Raw genomic sequence first — 4,244 nt, 5'->3', positions numbered from 1 at the left:
GCGGCGGCAATGCTGGCGCCCAGCGCCAGCGCGGCGGTGGCGACACCGGCTTTCATTGCCATTTTCGAGATATTGAGACGCATGGTTATCCTCCCTTTTGCGTATCATGAACCTGACTAAAAGCCTCGAACGTGGCTCGCATCCGGTTAGTGTCGGGGGTTAGCCCGGTGAAAAGTGAAAAAGCGCGCACCGCCTGAAACACCGCCATGCCCGAGCCGTTCAGAATGCGGCACCCACGGGTCCGCGCGGCGCGCAACAATTCGGTTTCAAGCGGGAAATAGACGATGTCCGCGACCCAGTGGCGCGGCTCCAGCAACGCGGTGTCGATGGCGGTGCCGGGCAGTTTGGCCATGCCCATCGGGGTTGCGTTGACGATGCCGTCAGCGGCTTTCGCCGCAGCAGCCAGATCGGTGACGGCGGTGCCGCCCACTTCGGCGGCAAGGCTGGCGGCAGCGGCGGGATCGCGGTCGGTGATCATCAGTTGCTTCACCCCAAGCGAGACCAGCGCATGGGCAACCGCCCCGCCTGCCCCACCGGCGCCCAGCAACAGGACCGAGTCCATATTGGCCCCGACCAGACCGCGACGCAGGCTTTCGGCAAAGCCCCAGTAATCGGTGTTGTGACCCCGGCGCTTGCCATCGGCGAATACAACCGTGTTGACCGCGCCGACCACCCGCGCCGGGGCGGAAATGTCATCCAGCAGTGCGATCACCGCCTTCTTGTAGGGAAAGGTGACATTGACCCCGGCAAAGCCAGCATCCTGTGCCGCATCCAGCATCTGGGCCAGCGTCGGCTGGGGACCGGTCATAGCATCGGGGTCGATCAGGTCATAGTGCAGATCAAGCCCCTGCGCGCGGCCCTCGGCCTCGTGCATCGCAGGGGTGCGCGACAATTGAATGCCCTTGCCGATCAGCCCGACACGCAGCGGTGCGCGACCGGTTTCGGCCAGGGCCTGTCGGCTGTCCTGTGCAAGGCTGAACGCCATTCGCTGATCCTCCCAAACCTGTGGGCGACTCGCCCTCTGGTCAGCCCTTATTGTTCATGGCAGTTAATTTAGTCAACAACTTTGAACTAGATAGTTAATTATAATCGTGCTAGGACTCTTCCTGTAAGCGGAGATCGACCATGCCCAACTCGTTGAAAGAACAAGAAAAACAAAAAGGTAGCTGGAAGCAGAACCCCGAGGCTGTTCAGCGGGATATTTTGCGAATTGCCACGGAAGAGTTCTCGAAAAACGGGCTATCCGGCGCCCGAATCGACGAAATCGCCGCCAAGACCAAGACCTCGAAGCGGATGATCTATTATTACTTCGGCGACAAAGAGACCCTTTATACCCGCGCGCTGGAAGCGGCCTATGCCAAGGTGCGCGAAGGCGAACGCAAACTGGATCTTGCCGATCTGCCGCCGGATCAGGCCTTGGGCCGTCTGGTCGCCTTTACCTTTGACCACCACCGCCGCAACCCGGATTTCATCCGCATGGTGATGATCGAAAACGTGCATCACGCTGAATATCTGGCCCAGTCCAAGGTCCTGCGCGATGTCAACGTGACCGCCATCGACCGGCTGGCCGATATCATCGCCCGAGGCGAGGCCAGCGGCCTGTTCCGGCCCGGCCTGAACGCGACCGAACTGCACTGGCAGATTTCAGCGCTGAGTTTTTTCAACGTGTCGAACAAGCCGACCTTCTCGGCCCTCTACGGGGGCGAGCTTTACACGCGCAACGGCCAGCAGGCGTTGCGCGATAATGCCGTCGAGATGATCCTCAGCTATGTTCGCGCCCCCGTGGACCACAGCAAATGATGAATCCTGAACTGACCCCGTTTCTGGATCGTTGGGCGGCGGAATGGGCACCGCTGGCGCTGGGTGCGCCGCCGTCGCTGCGCCGCGCTCATTTCGAGGTCGTCGCCAAAAAGATGCGCCTGCCGACGCCCGATGACGTTGACACCACAGCCGAACATTGGATCGACAGCCCCTCGGGCCCGGTCCGGGTGCGGGTGTTCCGGCACATATCGGGCGGCGTTCAGCCCTGTCTGGTTTACATGCACGGCGGCGCCTGGATGCAGGGCAGCCCGGAAACCCACTGGGACATCACTGCGCGCATCGCATCATGGAACCGCCAGACGGTTATCAGCGTCGATTACGCCAAATCGCCCGAGCATCCGTTCCCGGCGGCGTTCAACCAGGTGGCGGCAGTGATGCGCTGGACCTATGCCAATGCGGCTGGACTAGGCCTCGACCCGGCCAGGATCGCTATCGGCGGTGACAGCGCCGGCGGCAATCTTGCGGCGGCGGTGGCGCTGGAACTGCGTGGCGAGATGCCGATCCTGGCGCAATTGCTGATTTACCCGCCCAGCGATTTCGACCTGACCCGACCGTCGATGATCGAGAATGCCGAAGCGCCGATCCTGCAAACCAAGGGAATGCCGGTGGTGAACGCGATGTATTGCCCCGAGACCCGGCTTTTAACCTCGGACCCGCGACTGGCGCCGCTGGTGGCCGACAGCCATGCCGGCCTGCCGCCGACCTTGATTGCCTTGGCCGAATATGACCCGCTGCGCGACAGTGGGCTTGCCTATGCCAAGGCCTTGCAGGCGGCGGGGGTTCCGGTGGTTCTGGATCACGGGACGGGCCTGATCCACGGCTATCTGCGCGCGATGGAATATTGCGCCGACTCGGTCGCCAAGCTGCGCATGATGGCGGCTTGGCTGAACGATCAGAACGCGGGCACCGCATGACCAGCCCTGTTCGCCCCGGGCTTGAGGCCGTCTTTACCATCGAGGCCCGGATCGGCACCGCGCGCAGCGCCGGTCCCGGCCCCGAGGGCGAGCGCCTGCACATCCCGATCACGGGGGGCACCGTGCAGGGGCCGCGCCTGACCGGACGGATTTTGCCGGGGGGATCGGACTGGCCGGTGATCGGCGCCGACGGTCACAGCCGGATCGCCGCGCATTACACGATCGAGGCCACGGATGGCACGCTGATCTATGTGGTCAATCGCGGTTTGCGGGTGTCCCCGGACGCGGTGCGTGCGCAACTTCGGGCGGGCGAACCTGTGGACCCAAGCGCCTATTACATGCGCGCGGCACCGGTGTTCGACGCCCCGGCCGGGCCGCATCGCTGGCTGAGCGAAACCCTGTTTGTCAGCTCATTAGCGCCGCGCGGCAGCAGCATTCTGATCGACGTCTATCGGGTCACATGACCCTGCCTCCTTACACCCGCGCCGGATCGGCCGGGCACGCACCGAAAGGTTAATCGCATGAAAAATTCGGCGTTTAAGCGTATCATCCAATCGCGAGACCTTCTGCACATACGGTCTGGGCGCGCGGCAGGATCCCTCATCAAAGTTTCGGGAAAGTCACGGACATGAAGACCTCAATTGCGACTGTAACGGTTTCAGGCAACCTGCGCGACAAACTGGACGCGATCGCGGCAGCCGGGTTCGACGGGATCGAGATTTTCGAACAGGACTTTATCGCCGACGCGCGCGGCCCGCGCGAGGTGGCGCGGATGATCCGCGACTATGGGTTGGATATCCTGTTGTTTCAGCCGTTTCGCGATTTCGAAGGCCTTCCCGGCGCGCTGCGCACCAAGGCGTTCGACCGGGCCGAGCGCAAGTTCGATCTGATGCAGGAACTGGGCACCGATCTGGTGCTGTTCTGCTCGTCGACCCATCCGCAGGCCTTGGGCGGCATCGACCGCGCCGCCGACGATTTCGCTGAACTGGGCGAACGCGCCGCCAAGCGTAGGTTGCGGGTCGGATACGAGGCGCTGGCATGGGGCAGTTATGTCAATGACCACCGCGACGCATGGGAAATCGTCCGCCGCGCCAATCACCCGAATATTGGCCTGATCCTTGACAGCTTTCATTCGCTGGGCCGCCGGATCGACCCCGAAACCATCCGCAGCATTCCCGGCGACAAGGTGTTCTTTGTCCAGTTGGCCGATGCGCCGATGATCGAAATGGACCTGCTGTATTGGTCGCGGCATTTCCGGAACATGCCCGGCGAAGGCGACCTGCCGGTGACCGATTTCATGCGCGCGGTGATGGCCACCGGCTATCGCGGGCCGGTCAGTCTGGAAATCTTCAACGACCAGTTCCGCGCAGGCCGCCCGCGCACCATTGCCACCGATGGCTATCGCTCGCTGATCAGCCTGATGGACGATGTCCGGCGGCAGGAACCCGAGGTCAAAGTCGATCTGCCGCCCATGCCGGCGCGGATCGGGGTCGAGGGCGTCGCCTTTGT

General features: G+C 62.9%; 5 protein-coding genes. 4 read left to right on the top strand and 1 reads right to left on the bottom strand.

Features of this window, described 5'->3' with window-relative positions:
- Nucleotides 1-85 precede the first annotated feature (85 nt).
- Nucleotides 86-985, bottom strand: coding sequence for a shikimate dehydrogenase (locus ABYW26_RS11295; protein WP_372604979.1), 900 nt, complete (start codon nucleotides 983-985; stop codon nucleotides 86-88).
- Between the two features lie 140 nt (nucleotides 986-1,125).
- Between ABYW26_RS11295 and ABYW26_RS11290 the strand changes: the two genes are divergently transcribed.
- From ABYW26_RS11290 to ABYW26_RS11275, 4 genes are all read left to right on the top strand, one after another.
- On the top strand, nucleotides 1,126-1,800 hold the full coding sequence (locus ABYW26_RS11290) for a TetR/AcrR family transcriptional regulator (RefSeq protein WP_372604978.1): 675 nt from the start codon (nucleotides 1,126-1,128) through the stop codon (nucleotides 1,798-1,800).
- On the top strand, nucleotides 1,797-2,735 hold the full coding sequence (locus tag ABYW26_RS11285; RefSeq protein WP_372604977.1) for an alpha/beta hydrolase: 939 nt from the start codon (nucleotides 1,797-1,799) through the stop codon (nucleotides 2,733-2,735). Before ABYW26_RS11290 ends, ABYW26_RS11285 begins: the two co-directional genes overlap by 4 nt.
- Entirely contained in the window at nucleotides 2,732-3,199 is a 468-nt protein-coding gene (locus ABYW26_RS11280) for a DUF3237 domain-containing protein (protein ID WP_372604976.1), read from the top strand. Before ABYW26_RS11285 ends, ABYW26_RS11280 begins: the two co-directional genes overlap by 4 nt.
- A gap of 164 nt (nucleotides 3,200-3,363) precedes the next feature.
- Nucleotides 3,364-4,244: sugar phosphate isomerase/epimerase family protein (locus ABYW26_RS11275; RefSeq protein WP_372604975.1), on the top strand; the 881-nt coding region annotated here is incomplete at its 3' end.

The organism is Actibacterium sp., from assembly GCF_041584535.1.
In the GTDB taxonomy this organism is placed as follows: domain Bacteria; phylum Pseudomonadota; class Alphaproteobacteria; order Rhodobacterales; family Rhodobacteraceae; genus Actibacterium_D.
This window is presented reverse-complemented; position numbering and strand designations above follow the sequence as displayed.

What these genes read in the sequence shown, in the direction of transcription:
- ABYW26_RS11295 (WP_372604979.1), bottom strand. Translation starts at nt 985, where the DNA reads ATGGCGTTCAGCCTTGCACAGGACAGCCGACAGGCCCTGGCCGAAACC.
- ABYW26_RS11290 (WP_372604978.1), top strand. Translation starts at nt 1,126, where the DNA reads ATGCCCAACTCGTTGAAAGAACAAGAAAAACAAAAAGGTAGCTGGAAG.
- ABYW26_RS11285 (WP_372604977.1), top strand. Translation starts at nt 1,797, where the DNA reads ATGATGAATCCTGAACTGACCCCGTTTCTGGATCGTTGGGCGGCGGAA.
- ABYW26_RS11280 (WP_372604976.1), top strand. Translation starts at nt 2,732, where the DNA reads ATGACCAGCCCTGTTCGCCCCGGGCTTGAGGCCGTCTTTACCATCGAG.